The sequence below is a fragment of the Gemmobacter sp. LW-1 genome, assembly GCF_001303875.1.
In the GTDB taxonomy this organism is placed as follows: Bacteria; Pseudomonadota; Alphaproteobacteria; order Rhodobacterales; family Rhodobacteraceae; genus Gemmobacter; species Gemmobacter caeni.
This window is the reverse complement of the sequence record NZ_LJSC01000060.1, coordinates 19,257-35,207: the sequence shown is the minus strand read 5'-3', so window position 1 is coordinate 35,207 and position 15,951 is coordinate 19,257. Positions and strand designations below refer to the sequence as shown.

The window sequence follows — 15,951 nt, the reverse complement described above, 5'->3', positions numbered from 1 at the left end:
CGGAAACCGGCAGCCAGGAGTCAACAAATCCGGCATTTAGGCGGCCGGATTGGCATTTCGCCTGTCCCAAAGCGGTTGCATTTGACCATTTGGTCGGTCTTACTGTGGCGATCAAGGGCGCGTGATGAACGGTGCCCTCAATGCCAAGGGGAGATGCTGGTATGATTCATCAGAAATTCTTTGCGGGTCTGGCGCTGACGGCCGGCCTTGTGGCGGGTGCTGCGCAGGCGCAGGACATGGCGTTTTTCCGTATCGGCACCGGCGGCACGGCTGGCACCTACTACCCGATCGGCGGCCTGCTGGCGAATGCCATCTCGAACCCGCCGGGGTCGCGCCCCTGTGAAGAGGGCGGCTCCTGTGGCGTGCCGGGGCTTATCGCTTCGGCCCTGTCCTCAAACGGGTCGGTCGCCAATATCAACGCCATCGCCGGTGGCACGCTGGAATCGGGTTTCTCGCAATCCGACGTGGCAACCTGGGCCTACAGCGGCACGGGCATCTGGGAAGGCAAGCCTGCGGTCGAGAAGCTGCGCGCCATTGCCAACCTTTACCCGGAAAGCATCCATCTGGTTGCCAGCGCGGAATCGGGCATCAATGGTGTAGCCGATCTGAAGGGCAAGACCGTCTCGCTGGACGAGCCGGGGTCGGGCACGCTGGTTGATGCGCGCATCATTCTGGAAGGCTACGGCCTGTCCGAAGGCGATGTGAAGGCCGAGTTCCTGAAGCCTGATCAGGCCGCCGACCGGATGCGCGATGGCGCAATGGATGCGTTCTTCTTCGTGGGTGGCTATCCAGCCGGTGCGATTGCCGAACTGGCCAGCCAGCATGCGGTGAAGATCGTGCCGATCACCTGCGAGGAAGCGCCCGCGATCTGCGAGAAGTACAGCTTCTTCGCGGCAGATACCGTGCCGGGCGGCACCTATGAAGGCAATGCCGACGATGTGAAAACGCTCTCGGTCGGTGCGCAGTGGATCACCAGCGCCGATCAGCCGGAAGAGTTGGTGTACCAGATCACCAAGGCGCTGTGGAACGAGAACACCCGCAAGCTGCTGGATTCCGGCCATTCCAAAGGCAAGCTGATCACGGCGGATACCGCCCTGAACGGCGTGGGCATCCCGCTGCATCCGGGCGCGGAACGCTTCTACAAGGAAGCGGGCCTGCTGAAGTAACGAGGACCGGCGCAAGACCGGCCAGAAGCAGGGGCCGCGCCGCAGAGCGCGGCCCCGTTGCGCTTTTAACAGTCAGCACAGGGGCAAGTGACATATGGCAAAGGTAGAGGAAGACGAGGGGCCACGGCATCTGACAGCGGATGAGCTTCAGGCCCTGGAAGAGAAATTCGACCCGGAAATGCGGTTCCGCGAGGTTGCGCGGCCGCTGGCCATCCTGACCGGCGCCATCCTGTTTCTGTTGTCCTGCTATCACTATTATACAGCCGGATTCGGCATTCCGCAGGCCACGGTGCATCGCGGGCTGCACATGGGCGTTACGCTGGCGCTGGTGTTCCTGAGCTTTTCGGCCTTCGGCGCCAAACGAACCGAGCCGGGCCTTCTGGCGCCCTGGGGCCTGCCGCTGATCGACTGGCTGCTGGCCATCGCCGGGGCGGTTGCCGCGCTGTATGTGCCATGGATCTATGCGGACCTTGCGTTCCGGGTGGGCAACCCGTTGCCCATCGACATCCTGATGGGGACCATTCTCATCGTCGTGCTGCTGGAGGCGGTACGGCGGTCGATGGGCTGGCCTCTGCCGGTCATCGCGATCCTGTTCATTGCCTATGCCTATTTCGGCCAGTCGATGCCGGGCATCCTTGTGCATCCCGGGGCAAGCTGGTCGAACATCGTCAACCACCTCTATCTGACCTCGCAGGGCATCTACGGTACCGCGCTGGGGGTGATCGCCACCTATGTGTTCCACTTCGTGCTGTTCGGCGTGATGGCGACGCGGATCGGGCTGGGGCAATTGTTCATCGACGTGGCCTCGGCGCTCGCCGGGCGCTATGCGGGCGGGCCTGCCAAGGTTTCGGTGTTGTCCTCGGCGCTGCTGGGCTCGATCTCGGGTTCCTCCATTGCCAATACGGTGACGACCGGCGCGCTGACCATCCCGGCGATGATCCGCATCGGCTATCCCCGCCATTTCGCGGCGGCGGTCGAGGCGGCTTCGTCCACCGGCGGACAAATTACACCGCCGGTCATGGGGGCGGTGGCCTTCCTGATGATCGAATATCTGGGCGTGCCGCTGACCACCATCCTGACTGCCGCCCTGGTCCCGGCCTTCATGCATTTCTTCGGCGTGCTGGTGCAGGTGCATCTTGAGGCGCGGCGCCTGGGCCTGCGCGGCCTGTCAGCCGAGGAACTGCCGAATGCCTGGAAGGTGATCAGGGAGGGCTGGCTGTCGATCTTCCCGCTGATCCTGCTGGTCGGTGTGCTGCTGTCGGGCCGCACGCCTTTTGCCGCCGCTTTCTGGTCGATCACCGCCTGTATCGTTGTGCTGGCGATTCAGGAGTTCATGAAGGGGGGCATCGCGCAGGCGATCCGGGGCACCGCCCATGGCGTGTGGGAAGGTTTCTGCCTTGGCGCGCGTCAGTCGCTGTCGGTGACTGCTGCCGCCGCGCTGGTGGGTGTGGTCATCGGGGTCGTCACCCTGACGGGCGTCGGCTTCAAGATCGCCTATATGGTGACGGGCGTTGCAGCGGGCTGGGCGGCTTCGGTCTCTGGCTGGCTGGCGATCCTGCCGTTCGAGGTGATGACGGTGCCGACGCTGACACTGCTGTTCACGCTGCTGCTGACGGCCATCGTCTGTATCCTGATGGGCTGCGGCATCCCGACCACGGCCAATTACATTATCATGGTGGCGGTGGCGGCGCCCATCCTTGGCATGCTGGGGATGGAGCAGATCGTGGCGCATTTCTTCGTGTTCTACTATGGGGTGCTTGCCGACATCACGCCACCCGTGGCCATGGCGGCCTATGCGGCGGCCGGGATCGCCGGGGCCAATGCCTTCAAGGCGGGGAACACGGCGTTCCGGCTCGGCATGGGCAAGGTGCTGGTGCCCTTTGTCTTTGCCTTCCAGCCGGCGCTTCTGCTGGTGACCGAGGGCTTTACCTGGGGGGCCTTCTTCCTTGCCTTCTTCGGCGCAGTAATGGGCATCTATGTGCTGGCGGCGGCTGTCACCGGCTGGCTTTTCGCGCCCCTGAAAGGGTGGGAGCGGCTGGCGCTGACCGTGGCCGCGCTGCTGCTGGTGGCGCCGTCGATGACACCCACGATTGTCGGTCTCATCCTGATCCTGCCGGTGGCGCTGCGGCAGTTGATGGGGCGCGGCGATTCCGGCGGGCTGACGGCCTGACGCTCCTGAGTTTTCGTAATGAGTACCGGGGCGCGGGGAAACCTGCGCCCCTTTTCAATCTGCCCCGTCAATCCAGCGTGCGACGGAAGCGCGCCAGTGCCAGCAGGCCATAGACCAGCACAAAGACCATGAGCGCCGCCATCGGCTGCGCAATGTCGGGCTGGCCTGCCCCTTTCAGCATCACAGCCCGGATCAGTCGCAGGAAATGCGTCAGCGGAAAGACCTCGCCCAGGGTCTGTGCCCAGCCCGGCATACCCCGGAACGGGAACATGAAGCCAGACAGCATCAGCGACGGCAGGAAGAAGAAGAACGTCAGCTGCATCGCCTGCATCTGGGTTCGCGCGAGGGTGGAAATGAGGTAACCGAGGATCACCAGCGCCAGCACGAAGGTGAAAATGCCCGCGGCCAGCACGCCGAAGCTCCCGACGAAAGGCACGCCGAACAGCAACCGTGCCGCCAGCAGAACCACCGCCACCTGCACCGCGCCGACGCCCATATAGGGCATGACCTTGCCCAGCATGATCTCGACCGGGGTGGCGGGCAGGGCCAGCAGGTTCTCCATCGTCCCGCGCTCGATCTCGCGGGTCAGCGCCATGGAGGTCATCATCACAAGGATCATCTGGAGGATCACCCCCAGCAGCCCCGGCACGATGTTGTATTGCGTGATCCCCTCGGGGTTATAGCGTTTGTGAACGACGATCCCGACCGGCGGCTGCGTCGGGCTGGCGCCGGTTTCGCGTTGCAGGGCCTCCGCCGCGACAGTGCCAAGGGTGGAAATGGCGCCCGAGGCGACGGAAGGGTCGGTCGCATCCGCCTCGATCAGCATCTGCGGCGCGTCGCCACGTTCGACCCGCCGCCCGAAATCAGAAGGCAGGGTGACGACGAAAGCCACAGCGCCGCGGGTAATCAGCGCCTCTGCCTCGGTCGCGGAAATGCCGACATGGGTGAAATCATAGTAGCCGGTCAGTTCCAGTGCCGAGACCATGGCCCGGCTGAACCGATCCTGCGTTGGTGCCAACAGAGCGGCAGGCAGGTGTTTTGGATCGCTGTTGATCGCATAACCGAACAGTACAAGCTGCATCAGCGGCACCAGCAGCATCATGGCGAAGGTGATCCGGTCGCGCCGCATCTGGATCAGCTCTTTGCGCAGCAGGGCGCCGAGGCGGCGAAGGGAAATGCCGGTCATGCCATATTGTCCCTGCTCTGGCCCATCAGGCGGATGAACACGTCCTCAAGGCTGGTTTCGCCGGGCCGGAAACTCGCGCCGGCGCCCCTTAGCGCGCGTTCCAGCGCGGCGCGGTCGGTGCCGGTGACATGCAGCGTGGTGCCGAACGGGGCAACCTGTTCCACCCCCGGCGCCTTGCGCAGCCGCGCCGCAAGCTCGCCCGGACGGTCGGCAGTGACCAGAAAGGTGGTCAACCCGGCCGAGGCGATAACCTCGGGCACCGTGCCGCGCGCAATCAACCGGCCGTAAGCGATATAGTTGATGCGATGGCAGCGCTCGGCCTCGTCCATGTAATGCGTGGATACCAGAACCGTCAGCCCGTCGGCGGCAAGGCCATGGATTTCATCCCAGAACTCGCGCCGTGCCTTGGGGTCCACCCCGGCGGTGGGTTCGTCCAGCAGCAGAAGCTTCGGTTTGTGCATGATGCAGGCTGCCAGTGCCAGCCGCTGCTTCCAGCCCCCCGACAGACTGCCCGCAAGCTGGCTCCGGCGCGAGGTCAGCCCCAGCCCCGCCAGCGTGTCGCGCACGGCTTCGGCCGGCAGGGCGTAAAGCCCGGCGACGAAGGCAAGGTTTTCCTCGATGGTCAGATCCTCGTAGTAGGAAAACTTCTGGGTCATGTAGCCGACCTGCCGCTTGATGGCGCGGGCTTCGCGGCGGATGTCATGGCCCAGCACCTGCCCGTCGCCCGCATCGGGCGTCAGCAGCCCGCACATCATGCGGATGCAGGTGGTCTTGCCGGACCCGTTCGGCCCCAGAAACCCCGCGATCTCGCCCCGTGCGACGCTGAGCGAGACGTCATCCACCACCTTGCGACCATGGAAGGCCTTTGTCAGCCCGGTGACCTCGATCGCGTTCATGGTGCTGACAGGTCCACATCGACGATCTGGCCGGGCTTCAGCCGGTCCGATCCGGGGTCGGGGCGGGCCTCGACCAGAAACACCAGCTTCTGCCGGTTTTGCAGCGAATAGATCACCGGAGGGGTGAATTCCGGCGAATCCGACACATAGCTGACGGTCGCATTTTGCCCTGTGCAGCCGTCGCAATTGACCTGCAACCGGGTGCCGGGGCGGATCTGCGCGACCGATGGCTCGGGAACGTACAGCCGCAGCTTCACCGCGCCGTCGGGCAGGAAGGACAGGACAGGGGCAGAGGGCCCGGCAATCTCGCCGGGTTCGCGCACCACGTCGTAAATCGTACCAGCGGCGGGGGCGGCCAGCGCGCGTTGCGACAATTGCCATTCCGCTGCCTCGCGCGCGGCCTGCGCCTGCGCCAGCGTGGCGCGGGCGGCGTCGATCTCCTGCGCGCGGGCGGGCAGGCGGGCAACCGCAAGATTGGCCTCTGCCTCGGCCACGCGGGCGGCGGCAACCTCGGCGGCAGTGCGGGCCTGATCCAGTTGTGCCTCAGGGCTGACATTGCGGGCGTTCAGGCTTTGCTGGCGGGNGGGTGACCTCTTTCACGGCCTCGTCCGATTGCGCTCGGGCCGACGTCAGCGTGGCTTCCAACACGCGGATTTCTTCCGGGCGGCGGCCCTCCTGAAGGTTGGCCAGCTGACTGGCGGCCCGCGCCTCTGCTGCCCGCGCCTCGGCCAGCGCGATTTCGGCATCGCGCTTTTCCATCGCCACCAGCGGCGCCCCCGCTGCCACATGATCGCCCCGTGCGACGTTGACGGCCGACACCTGTGCCACGGCAATCGGTGCGATCATCACGAAATCCCCCTCGACATAGCCGGTCGCAAAAGGCGGTGGCATATCACAGGCCGCAAACAGGGCAGACAACAGCGGAACGGCGCAGATCAGGCTCATGGCTGGCTCCTCAGGATGGCGCGCATGTTGGCGGCCAGACGGTCGGCGATGGCGGTGGTTTCGGCGGCGGAATAGCCGGTCCAGCCCATCCGGCGGCAGATAACGGGCTGACCGATGCGGAAGTAGACCGCCTGTCCCAGCAGTGAAAACACCAGAAGCCGGGTTTCCTCGGCTTCGGCGGGCTGGTCGGTGGCCATACCCGCCAGAGCGCAAAGCTCGCGGTGCTTGGGCAGGAAGAAGGCGTCGTAAACCAGATCGAAAGCCGGGCCGCCTTCGGAAAGTTCGCGCAGGATGAAAGCCACTGTATCCTGTGCCTGCGGCCCCTGGGTGAGGAAAACCACCATGGCGCGCAGCATCGCCTCCAGCCGGTCCAGCGCATCGCGTCGGGTGGCGGGCAGTTCTGTTGCGGGCGGTCCGGCGACCTGCCCGATGCGCCGCGCGACCTCGGCCCCACAGGCAAGGCGCAGGCCCTCCTTACCGCCGAAGTGATAAGCGATGGAGGCGACATTGGTTTTGGCAAGCGCCGCCAGGGCCCGTGTCGGCGTGGCAGCGAAGCCCTGCTGCCCGAACAGGTGCAGCCCGGCGGCGATCAGATCGGCACGGGTGCCGGCAGGGGGATCATCCTGAGTCATGCAGCGATTTAATCAAACGATTGATTAAATCACAAGTCCGAAAAAAGGCCCGCCCCCGAAAGGGCGGGCCTTGCCGCGAAACGGCAATTTTACTTGGCGACGCGGGCGTTGCGCGTGGCGATCAGCTTCAGCCGCAGGGCGTTCAGCCGGATGAAGCCTGCTGCGTCCTTCTGATCATAGGCGCCAGCGTCTTCCTCGAAGGTGACATGCTTTTCGCTGTACAGCGAATGTTCGGACCAGCGACCGACACAGTGGACCGAGCCTTTGTAAAGCTTCAGCCGGACAGTGCCGGTGACATGCTCCTGCGACTTGTCGATCAGGGCTTGCAGCATCTCGCGTTCGGGGCTGAACCAGAAGCCGTTGTAGATCAGTTCCGCATAGCGCGGCATGATCGAATCCTTCAGGTGGCCCGCACCTGCGTCGAGCGTGATCTGCTCGATCCCGCGATGGGCTTCCAGCAGCACGGTGCCGCCGGGGGTTTCATAGATGCCGCGCGACTTCATGCCGACGAAACGGTTTTCCACGAAATCCAGCCGCCCGATGCCATGCTTGCCACCCAGTTCGTTCAGGCGGGTCAGGATGGTTGCGGGCGACAGCGCCTCGCCGTCGATCGCGACGGCATCACCCTTTTCGAAGGTGACTTCGATGTACTCGGGCGTATCCGGGGCTTCCTCGGGCGAAACGGTGCGCTGATAAACGTAATCTGGCGCCTCGTCGGCCGGATTTTCCAGCGCCTTGCCTTCGCTGCTGGTGTGCAGCAGGTTCGCATCCACGCTGAACGGCGCTTCGCCGCGCTTGTCCTTGGCAATCGGAATCTGGTTCGCTTCCGCAAATTCGATCAGCTTGGTGCGCGAGGTCAGATCCCATTCCCGCCAGGGCGCGATGACCTTGATCGACGGGTCGAGCGCATAGGCCGACAGTTCGAACCGGACCTGATCGTTGCCCTTGCCGGTCGCGCCATGGGCCACGGCATCCGCGCCATGGGCATGGGCGATTTCCACCAGATGCTTGGAAATCAGCGGCCGCGCGATGGACGTGCCCAGCAGGTAAAGCCCCTCATACACCGCATTAGCGCGGAACATCGGAAAGACGAAATCGCGCACGAATTCCTCGCGCACGTCGACGATATGGATGTTCTCGGGCTTGATGCCCAGCAGTTCGGCCTTGGCGCGGGCGGGTTCAAGCTCTTCGCCCTGACCCAGATCGGCGGTGAAGGTGATGACCTCGCAGCCGTATTCGGTTTGCAGCCATTTCAGGATGATCGAGGTGTCGAGGCCGCCGGAATAGGCCAGCACGACTTTCTTGGGCTTGGACATGAAACGCTCCCTCGCGGTTTCGCCAGCGATTAAAGGCAAATGACCGCAAGGGCAAGCGGGCTGGTCTGCTTGACTCTGCCGGGGCAAGCTGACTCAATCGCCGCGTGCAACAGGCGAGGCGAAAGATGAAGGCGTGGCAGATTTTCACCCATTCGGTGCGGCAGGTGTTCGGCAACCTGACCGATGCGCTGCGCATTTCCGGGCTGCTTTACATCGTGCAGATGATGATTGTCGTGGCAATGGGCGTGACCTCGGGTGAGACGATGCAGGCCAACCCGGCGAAAATGCTGTTGATTGTTGTCGTCGCGCTGGTGTTTTCGTTGTGGATCGCTGTTGCCTGGCATCGTTTCGTGCTGAAAGGCGAGGGCGGCACCAGTTTGCTGCCGCCGTTTCACGGCAACGAGATTCTGCGCTATCTTGGCCGCTCGCTGCTGATCGGGTTGGTGGTTGTTGCAGTGGGCGCTGTGGCCGGTATGCTGATGATGCCGTTGGGCGTCATGCTGGCAGGCCCGCTGGCAGGAGCGATGATCGCCTCGCTGTTCATCATGGTTCCCGTCTTCATGGTGATGCTGCGGCTCAGCATCCCGCTCCCGGCCATCGCCATGGGGCAGAACATCGGCTTCAACGAGGGCTGGAAGGCCACCCATGGGGAAACCGGGGTTTTCTTTGGGCTGGCGTTGCTGCTGGCTGTGTTCAGCATTCTGCTGGGCGTGCCGGAAGCGCTGTTCCGGCCGGATTCGATCCCTGCTCTTCTGTGGACGTTGACCACTGGCTGGGTGCAGATGATGGTGGGCGTGTCGATCCTGACCACGCTGTACGGCCATTACATCGAAAAGCGCAGACTGGTCTGAGCTTGCCAATCCCGGCGGGACGGGTCTAATCGGCGCATGAGCGATTTTACCAGCCGAGCCCGTCTGACCACCGAAGCCCTGCGTGACCTGTTTGCGGTCACGCCGTTGCAGCGTAATGACCACCTGTCCAATCGCTACGAGGCGGAAATCTATCTCAAGCGCGAGGATCTGACGCCGGTGCGCAGCTACAAGCTGCGCGGGGCATTCAATGCCATGCGCAAGGTGCGGGCGGCAGATCCGGGGCAGGGACATTTCGTCTGCGCCAGCGCCGGTAACCATGCGCAGGGCATGGCGTATGCCTGCCGGCATTTCGGGGTGCGTGGCACGATCTTCATGCCGGTGACCACGCCACAACAGAAGATCGACAAGACCCGGACTTTCGGCGGCGATGCGGTGCGCATCGTTCTGACCGGCGACTATTTCGACCAGACGCTTGCCGCCTCGCAAAAGTATTGCGCCGAGGAAGGCGCGCATTTCCTGTCGCCTTTTGACGATCCAGATGTGATCGAAGGGCAGTCCAGCGTTGCGGTTGAACTGCTGGATCAACTGGGGGCCGCGCCAGATCTGGTGATCCTGCCGGTCGGCGGGGGCGGGCTGGCCTCGGGCGTGACCACCTATCTGCGTGAAGCCGCGCCCGGCGTTGCCTTCCGCTTTGTGGAGCCGCTGGGGGGCGCGAGCCTGAGTGCGGCGCTGGAGGCGGGCGGGCCGGTGACGCTGCCGCGTGTCAACAGCTTTGTCGACGGGGCGGCCGTGGCGCGTCTGGGTACGCATACCTATGATTGTCTGAAATGGGCAGATCCGGCGCAGGTGCTGCTGGCGCCAGAGGATCGCATCTGCATCACCATGCTGGAGATGCTAAACGTTGAGGGCATCGTGCTGGAACCTGCCGGGGCGCTGTCGGTCGATGTGCTGCCGGTGCTGGCGGAGGAGATTCGCGGCAAGACCGTGGTCTGCGTCACCTCGGGCGGGAATTTCGATTTCGAACGCCTGCCTGAAGTGAAGGAACGGGCGCAGCGGTTTGCGGGCAAGAAGAAATACTTCATCCTGCGCATGCCGCAGCGCCCCGGAGCCCTGCGCGAGTTTCTGATGATGCTTGGCCCGGATGACGACATCAGCCGCTTTGAATACCTCAAGAAATCCGCGCGCAACTTCGGATCGGTCCTCATCGGGATCGAGACCAGCAGCGCCGGGAATTTCGACGCGCTGACCGCGCGGATTGATGCGGCGGGCTTTGCCTATCGGGATATCACCGGCGACGAGGCGCTGGCCGAATTTCTGGTGTGACCGGCCGTCAGGCGGCGGAATGACGGGCCAGACCGTTCGAGAAGGCGGCTTTGGAATCGATGTAAAGCCGGATCAGGGTGGCCAGATCCACGGCCCCGCTTGCCCCGGCGTTGCACATCCTTTCCCCTTCCTGACAACGTAATGCCAGATCGCGAAACCCCAAATTCAGCGCGCTGCCTTTCAGGAAGTGAAGGTCGCGCGGCAGTTGTGTGACCTCGCCCGCGCGGAGCCGGGCCACGACCTCGTCTGTTTCTTCCAGAAACAGCGCCGCCACTTCGGCAAAGCCGTCCTCCCCGACTTCGGATTGCAGTTCCGCAACCCTGCTCCAGTCAATCATGATATACCCCGAATGCGGCCAGACCGGCCGACGCTTCCACATCCCACCAGATCAGGATCGCGGGCGGCGCTTAACAAGCAGTTAGGAAATCACACGAGTTTCCGCGCATTTTAGGTTTCACACCATCTTAAGAGGGGCTGCCGAAACTGCCGCTGTTTTTGGGTGGAGACAGCGTGTGAACCAGAGCAGTTCTCTTTTCACAGGTGATCTGATGGCGGCGGGCAGGCGCGGGCAGGTGCTTGTGGTCGACGACAGCCGCGCACAGCGCCGCATCCTGACCATGTCGCTGCAACGCTGGGGCTATATGGTGACGGAAGCAGGCAGCGGGGAGGAGGCACTTCGGCTGGCGCGCGAAACCCCTTTTGATATCGTTCTCTCCGACTGGGTGATGCCGGGCATGTCGGGCCTGGAGTTTTGCAAGGCTTTCAGGGCTTTGCCGCACGAAAGCTACGGCTATTTCATCATGCTGACCTCGAAATCCGAGAAAGGCGAGGTGGCGGACGGGCTGGATGGCGGGGCAGATGATTTTCTGACCAAGCCGGTCAGTGCGGATGAACTGCACGCGCGGCTGCGGGCGGGGCAGCGCATTCTGGGCATGCAGGCCGAACTGGTGGAAAAGAACCGGCTGATCCGGGCGACGCTGGATGAATTGCAGAAGCTCTATGATTCGCTCGACCGGGATCTGATCGAGGCGCGCAGGCTGCAACAGACGCTGGTGCGGGACCGTCATCGCGATTTCGGGCGAGGGGCGGCGTCGATTCTTATGAAGCCCTCCGGTCATGTGGGCGGTGATCTTGCCGGGTTCTTCGAAATCAGTGCCCGCCGTGTGGCGCTCTATTCCGTGGACGTGTCGGGGCATGGCGTGGCTTCTGCGCTGATGACCGCCCGGCTGGCGGGGGTGCTTTCCGGGGCCTCGCCTGACCAGAACATCGCGCTGACAGGCGGTCTGGACGGGCGGCGCGACGCCTGGCCGCCGGAAATGGTGGCAGCGCGGTTCAACCGTATGATGCTGGAGGAAATTCAGGTCGATCAGTATTTTACCATGGCCTATGCCGAGGTTGATCTGGCCAGCGGGCGGCTGCAACTTGTGCAGGCTGGGCATCCCTATCCGCTGATCCTGCGGGCGGGGGGCGGGATCGAACTGCTGGGTGCGGGCGGGCCGCCGATCGGCTTGCTGCCAAACGTGACCTTCCAGCGGGTCGAGGCGCAGCTTGCGCCGGGGGACCGGCTGTTTCTGGTATCGGACGGTGTTACGGAATGCCCGACACCAGAGGGGGAGGAGTTGGGTGACGAGGGGCTGATGCGAATACTGCGGGACAATGGGCAGCTCGACAGCCCCGCGCTTCTGGAGGCGCTGGTCTGGAATCTGAACGCGCATGCCGGAGGCGGTGATTTTCCGGATGACGTGTCGGGCGTGCTGTTCGATTACCGGGGCTGAGCCAGTGCGCGCGCCAGAAATGCCCGGTCACCGGCATTGCCCAGCAGATCCATCGCCTCCAGCGCCGGCAACCAGACTGCACTGTGCCCTTCCTCAGTCGGCGGGCCGATGGGGCGGACTGGACGCGCCAGATAGATGGTGCACAGCTTTTCGGCCCATAGGTCGTAGTCCGGCATATAGCAGAACCGGCGGAAGGCGCCGAGGCGGCGGGTGACGCGGATGCTCCAGCCGGTTTCCTCCATCACCTCGCGGTGCAGGGCCGCGATGGGCTGTTCGCCGGGGTCGATGCCACCACCCGGAAGCTGGAACTCGGGCTTCGGGTCTTCCTGAAAGGTGGTGAGGATCTGATCGCCTTCCAGCAGCACGGCATAGACGCCGGGGCGCCGCCGATAGTGTTGACCTGCCTTCACTGCTTCGCCATACCGCCTGATCATGCCTTTGGTCCTGTGCTTGCCGCGCCTATATGATCGCGGTATGCCAAGACTGGCGCCTTCAGGAAACCCCCATGACCATTGGATCACAGATCGCCTGGGACGATACCGTCCTGCCCTTTCAACTCGACCTGTCGGACATCCGCGGCCGTATCGCGCGGCTGGACGGTGTTCTGGAGCAGGTTCTGAAGCAACATGCCTACCCGCCGCAGATCGAGGCGCTGGTCAGTGAAGCGACACTGCTGACCGCGCTGATCGGGCAGACAATCAAGCTGCGCTGGCGGCTGTCGCTGCAAATCCGCGGCACCGGCGCGGTGAAGATGGTGGCGACCGATTACTACGGCCCAACCGAGGGGGGGGAGCCTGCGCGGCTGCGCGCCTATGCCGATTTCGATCCCGATCATCTGCCCGAAGTCGAACGCCCCTTCGATCTGCTGGGAGAGGGCTATTTCGTCATCGTGATCGACCAGGGGCAGGGGATGACCCCCTATCAGGGCATCACGCCGCTGACCGGCAATTCGCTGGCCGACTGCGCGCAAACCTATTTCGCGCAGTCCGAACAGCTGCCGACGCGGTTTGCGCTGACCTATGGTCAGGTGCAGACGCCGGGCGGCGCGCCGCATTGGCGGGCCGGTGGCGTGATGATCCAGCACATGCCCAAGGCTTCGCCTTTCGCGGCGGATCAGGGTGGCTCGGGCGAAGGCGGTCTGCTGACCGCTGAAGACATTGTTGACGGCGAGGATGGTGAAAACTGGACTCGCGCCAACCGTCTTCTGGAAACGGTGGAGGAGATGGAACTGATCGGCCCCGCCGTCTCGCCGACCGAACTGCTGGTGCGGCTGTTCCACGAGGAAGGCCCGCGCGTCTTTGATGCGCAGCCGGTGCGCTTTGGCTGTTCCTGCTCGGCCGAAAAGGTGCGTTCGTCGCTGGGGATCTATTCGCAAAAGGATCTGCGGCATATGACGACGCCGGAAGGTATCGTGACAGCGGATTGCCAGTTCTGCGGCGCGCACTACGAGTTCGACCCGCTGACGCTAGGCTTCGACGCGCCGAAGGCGGCCCCGGATGGGGCCTGAGGCGCTACTGGCTGCACTGGCACGGTCCTCGGGGGAAAGTTCGGATTTCGATCTGAACCCGGGGACCGTGCTGCCGCCGGGCCGTAAACTGCGGCCCGCTGCCGTGCTGATCGCTGTGTGCGAAGGCGCGGGCGGGCCGTCGGTCCTGTTGACCAAACGGGCGTCGGGGCTGAAGCACCATCCCGGCCAGATTGCCTTTCCGGGGGGCAAGATCGACGCGGGCGATGCCTCGGCCGAGGCGGCGGCTTTGCGCGAGGCGCAGGAGGAAGTGGGGCTCGACCCCGCACTGGTGCGTGTGCTGGGCCAGCTTCCTGCGCATGAAACGGTGACCGGCTACACGGTTGTGCCGATCCTTGGGCATATTCGCGCCGATTTCACGCCGGTTCCCGAGGCAGGCGAGGTGGAAGAGGTGTTCCGCGTACCACTGGCGCATCTGGCTGATCCGGCGAATTTCCGGGTGGAACGGCGGATGTGGCGTGGGGTCTGGCGGCGCTATTATGTCGTGCCCTATGGACCCTATTACATTTGGGGCGCTACGGCGCGGATGTTGCGCGGCTTGGCCGAGAGGCTCGCATGAGGATCTCCGGCCCCTGGATCGACGCGCCGGAAACGCAAGGAGTTTGCGCGGCGTTGACCGGGGCAGGCGCACAGGCGCTGTTTGTCGGTGGTTGCGTGCGCAATGCGCTGCTGGGGGCTGCGGTAAATGACATCGACATCGCCACCGATGCGCAGCCCGAAACGGTGGTCAGGCTGTGCGAGGCGGCGGGGTTCCGCGTGGTGCCAACCGGGATCGACCATGGCACTGTCACGGTGGTTGCCAAGGGCGTGCCGCATGAGGTGACGACCTTCCGTCGTGACGTGGAAACCGATGGCCGCCGCGCCACGGTCGCATTTTCCTCCGATGTGGCCGAGGATGCCGCGCGGCGCGATTTCACCATGAATGCGCTTTATGCGGCCCCTGACGGTCAGGTGATAGATCCGCTGGGCGGCTTGCCCGATCTGCTGGCGCGGCGGCTGCGTTTCGTGGGCGAGCCGGAGCAACGCATCCGCGAGGATTACTTGCGTATTCTTCGCTTCTTCCGGTTCCATGCCTGGTATGGCGACCCCGCACAGGGGATCGACGCGGATGGTCTGGCCGCCTGCGCCGTGCTGGCCGAGGGGCTGGAGACGCTTTCGGCAGAACGGGTCGGGGCCGAGATGCGCAAGCTGCTGGCCGCGCCCGATCCCGCGCCCTCGGTCGCAGCCATGGCGCAGGCCGGGATCTTGCAGCGGGTTCTGCCCGGCGCTGACCCGACTGCGCTGGCGCCGCTGGTGCATCTGGAGGCCGGGATACCGCCACGCTGGATGCGGCGGCTGGCGGTGCTGGGTGGCGAAGCGGTCGATGACCGCTGGCGCCTGTCGCGGGCGGAGAGCCGCGATCTGGCCCTGTTGTTGCCTGCGGTGCGTGAGGGGGGCAGCGCCGCGGTGCTGGGTTATCGGCTGAAAGCCCTCGCCGCCGATGCCATTCTCGCGCGGGCCGCGATGCTTGGGCATCCGCCCGGGCGGGGCTGGCAGGCCGAGGTCGCGCGTGGCGCGGCTGCCGTGATGCCGGTGCGCCCTGCCGACCTGATGTCGCAGTATCAGGGGGCGGAGCTGGGCGCGCGGTTGAAGGCGATCGAGGCGCGCTGGCTGCAATCGGATCTGCGGCTGGACCGGACGGCGCTTCTGTCCCCCTGAAACGCGAAACGCCCGCAGCCATCGGCCACGGGCGTTCCGTTAAGCTGTGCGAAAGCTCAGCGACGCAGGCCCAGACGCGAAATCAGCGACTGGTAACGGCCTTCATCCTTGCCCTTCAGGTAGTCCAGCAGCTTGCGGCGCTGGGCCACGAGCATCAGAAGGCCACGACGCGAGTGGTTGTCCTTCTTGTGGGTCTTGAAGTGCTCGGTCAGCGTCGCGATGCGCGACGACAGGATCGCAACCTGAACTTCCGGCGAGCCGGTGTCGCCTTCTTTGGTCGCGTATTCCTTGATCAGACGGGCTTTTTCTTCCACGGTGATCGACATCGGGATCTCCTTTGCAGGTTGGTGTGACGGCACAAGCCGGGATGTCGTCCAGCAGGGCCCTTGGTTCCGCCTTGCGGCGGATGCGGGCGTATAGGAGAAAATCGCCCGCAAGGGAAGATGGATTCGCCCGGACGGATCATTCCCAGTTTAACCAAATTGCAAGAAACCATCGCGCCCGCGT

General features: G+C 64.3%; 16 protein-coding genes. 8 read left to right on the top strand and 8 right to left on the bottom strand.

Features of this window, described 5'->3' with window-relative positions; translation table 11 throughout:
* The first annotated feature begins 161 nt into the window (after positions 1 to 161).
* Both AO684_RS18945 and AO684_RS18940 read left to right on the top strand, forming a co-directional pair.
* A complete protein-coding gene (locus tag AO684_RS18945; RefSeq protein ID WP_054304297.1) occupies positions 162 to 1,166 on the top strand; it encodes a TAXI family TRAP transporter solute-binding subunit in 1,005 nt (334 codons plus the stop codon).
* A 94-nt stretch (positions 1,167 to 1,260) separates the two neighbouring features.
* Positions 1,261 to 3,336, top strand: a complete 2,076-nt coding sequence (locus AO684_RS18940) for a TRAP transporter permease (RefSeq protein WP_054304296.1) — start codon at positions 1,261 to 1,263, stop codon at positions 3,334 to 3,336.
* A gap of 67 nt (positions 3,337 to 3,403) precedes the next feature.
* Here AO684_RS18940 and AO684_RS18935 read toward each other — a convergent pair whose 3' ends face one another.
* The 5 genes from AO684_RS18935 to AO684_RS18915 form a co-directional block, all read right to left on the bottom strand.
* Complete coding sequence (locus AO684_RS18935; protein ID WP_054304295.1) at positions 3,404 to 4,522, bottom strand: ABC transporter permease; 1,119 nt, start codon at positions 4,520 to 4,522, stop codon at positions 3,404 to 3,406.
* Complete coding sequence (locus tag AO684_RS18930) at positions 4,519 to 5,418, bottom strand: ABC transporter ATP-binding protein (RefSeq protein ID WP_054304294.1); 900 nt, start codon at positions 5,416 to 5,418, stop codon at positions 4,519 to 4,521. The genes AO684_RS18935 and AO684_RS18930 overlap by 4 nt, the downstream gene beginning before the upstream one ends.
* Positions 5,415 to 5,741 (bottom strand): HlyD family efflux transporter periplasmic adaptor subunit, encoded by a 327-nt coding sequence (locus tag AO684_RS22440; protein WP_235451324.1) that lies wholly within the window; start codon positions 5,739 to 5,741, stop codon positions 5,415 to 5,417. Before AO684_RS22440 ends, AO684_RS18930 begins: the two co-directional genes overlap by 4 nt.
* 618 nt (positions 5,742 to 6,359) lie before the next feature.
* Positions 6,360 to 6,995, bottom strand: a complete 636-nt coding sequence (locus AO684_RS18920; RefSeq protein WP_054304293.1) for a CerR family C-terminal domain-containing protein — start codon at positions 6,993 to 6,995, stop codon at positions 6,360 to 6,362.
* An 89-nt stretch (positions 6,996 to 7,084) separates the two neighbouring features.
* A complete protein-coding gene (locus AO684_RS18915) occupies positions 7,085 to 8,311 on the bottom strand; it encodes an argininosuccinate synthase (RefSeq protein ID WP_054304292.1) in 1,227 nt (408 codons plus the stop codon).
* Positions 8,312 to 8,436: 125 nt separating this feature from the next.
* Between AO684_RS18915 and AO684_RS18910 the strand changes: the two genes are divergently transcribed.
* A complete protein-coding gene (locus tag AO684_RS18910; protein WP_054304291.1) occupies positions 8,437 to 9,162 on the top strand; it encodes a hypothetical protein in 726 nt (241 codons plus the stop codon).
* 36 nt (positions 9,163 to 9,198) lie between these two features.
* Positions 9,199 to 10,446 carry a threonine ammonia-lyase IlvA gene (gene ilvA, locus AO684_RS18905; protein ID WP_054304290.1) on the top strand — a complete coding sequence of 416 codons (1,248 nt, stop codon included), beginning with the start codon at positions 9,199 to 9,201 and terminating at the stop codon, positions 10,444 to 10,446.
* Between the two features lie 7 nt (positions 10,447 to 10,453).
* Here ilvA and AO684_RS18900 read toward each other — a convergent pair whose 3' ends face one another.
* Positions 10,454 to 10,783 (bottom strand): Hpt domain-containing protein, encoded by a 330-nt coding sequence (locus tag AO684_RS18900; protein WP_054304362.1) that lies wholly within the window; start codon positions 10,781 to 10,783, stop codon positions 10,454 to 10,456.
* 211 nt (positions 10,784 to 10,994) lie between these two features.
* Between AO684_RS18900 and AO684_RS18895 the strand changes: the two genes are divergently transcribed.
* Positions 10,995 to 12,221, top strand: a complete 1,227-nt coding sequence (locus tag AO684_RS18895; protein ID WP_054304289.1) for a PP2C family protein-serine/threonine phosphatase — start codon at positions 10,995 to 10,997, stop codon at positions 12,219 to 12,221.
* Here the strand turns inward: AO684_RS18895 and AO684_RS18890 are convergent.
* Complete coding sequence (locus AO684_RS18890) at positions 12,209 to 12,655, bottom strand: NUDIX hydrolase (RefSeq protein WP_054304288.1); 447 nt, start codon at positions 12,653 to 12,655, stop codon at positions 12,209 to 12,211. The genes AO684_RS18895 and AO684_RS18890 overlap by 13 nt on opposite strands.
* A gap of 71 nt (positions 12,656 to 12,726) precedes the next feature.
* Between AO684_RS18890 and AO684_RS18885 the strand changes: the two genes are divergently transcribed.
* The 3 genes from AO684_RS18885 to AO684_RS18875 are packed head-to-tail and all read left to right on the top strand — an operon-like array spanning position 12,727 to position 15,444.
* Positions 12,727 to 13,728, top strand: a complete 1,002-nt coding sequence (locus AO684_RS18885) for an Hsp33 family molecular chaperone HslO (protein ID WP_054304287.1) — start codon at positions 12,727 to 12,729, stop codon at positions 13,726 to 13,728.
* Positions 13,718 to 14,305 carry a CoA pyrophosphatase gene (locus tag AO684_RS18880; protein WP_054304286.1) on the top strand — a complete coding sequence of 196 codons (588 nt, stop codon included), beginning with the start codon at positions 13,718 to 13,720 and terminating at the stop codon, positions 14,303 to 14,305. Before AO684_RS18885 ends, AO684_RS18880 begins: the two co-directional genes overlap by 11 nt.
* Entirely contained in the window at positions 14,302 to 15,444 is a 1,143-nt protein-coding gene (locus AO684_RS18875; protein ID WP_054304285.1) for a CCA tRNA nucleotidyltransferase, read from the top strand. Before AO684_RS18880 ends, AO684_RS18875 begins: the two co-directional genes overlap by 4 nt.
* A gap of 56 nt (positions 15,445 to 15,500) precedes the next feature.
* On the opposite strand, the gene rpsO is transcribed toward AO684_RS18875, so the two are convergent.
* Entirely contained in the window at positions 15,501 to 15,770 is a 270-nt protein-coding gene (rpsO, locus tag AO684_RS18870; RefSeq protein ID WP_054304284.1) for a 30S ribosomal protein S15, read from the bottom strand.
* Positions 15,771 to 15,951: the final 181 nt, after the last annotated feature.